Below are 847 nucleotides of genomic sequence, written 5' to 3' on the forward strand. Positions count from 1 at the left end.
AAAGTAAGAAAAGCAATTATACCAGCAGCAGGATTAGGAACAAGATTTCTACCAGCAACAAAAGCAATTGCTAAGGAAATGCTACCAATTGTAGATATTCCAACAATCCAATATATCATTCAAGAAGCAGTAGATAGTGGAATAGAAGAAATCCTGATTATTACAAACAGTAATAAGCATGCAATGGAAAATCATTTTGATAAAAACTATGAACTAGAAGAAAGACTAAAAGAATCAGGAAAACTAGAACAAGTAAAAATAATCCAAGATATAGCAGATATGGCCAATATCTACTATATCAGACAAAAGGAACCAAAAGGATTAGGACATGCAGTCCTATGTGCTAAATCATTCATTGGAGATGAACCATTTGCAGTCTTATTAGGAGATGATGTGGTTGTCAATAAAGAAGGGAAACCAGCTTTAAAACAATTAATAGAACAATATGAAAAGACATCAGCATCCGTAATAGGAGTACAAACAGTCGATAAAAAAGATGTCAGCAAATATGGAATCGTAGAACCATTAAAATCACATCCAGCAAAAGGAAGACTGGTAAAACTAACAGATATGGTAGAAAAACCAGAAGTAGAGAAAGCACCAAGTCAACTAGCAGTCTTAGGAAGATATGTATTGACACCTGAAATCTTTGAATTGTTAGAAACACAAGGAAAGGGAGCAGGAGGAGAAATCCAACTGACTGATGCAATCAAAAGATTGTTAGATAGACAAGCAGTGTATGCGTATGATTTTGAAGGAAAGAGATATGATGTAGGGGATAAATTTGGATTTATCAAAGCAACAATAGATTTTGCATTAGATAGAGAAGATTTACATGATCAAGTAA

Annotated in this window: 1 protein-coding gene; it reads left to right on the plus strand. The window is 33.6% G+C overall.

Annotated elements, in window-relative coordinates; genetic code table 11:
* A partial coding sequence (galU, locus tag HUU89_RS14470) for a UTP--glucose-1-phosphate uridylyltransferase GalU (protein WP_175302132.1) occupies positions 1–847 on the plus strand: 847 nt, incomplete at both ends.

The sequence above is a fragment of the Faecalibacillus sp. H12 genome, assembly GCF_013361255.1.
Lineage (GTDB): Bacteria > Bacillota_I > Bacilli_A > Erysipelotrichales > Coprobacillaceae > Faecalibacillus > Faecalibacillus intestinalis.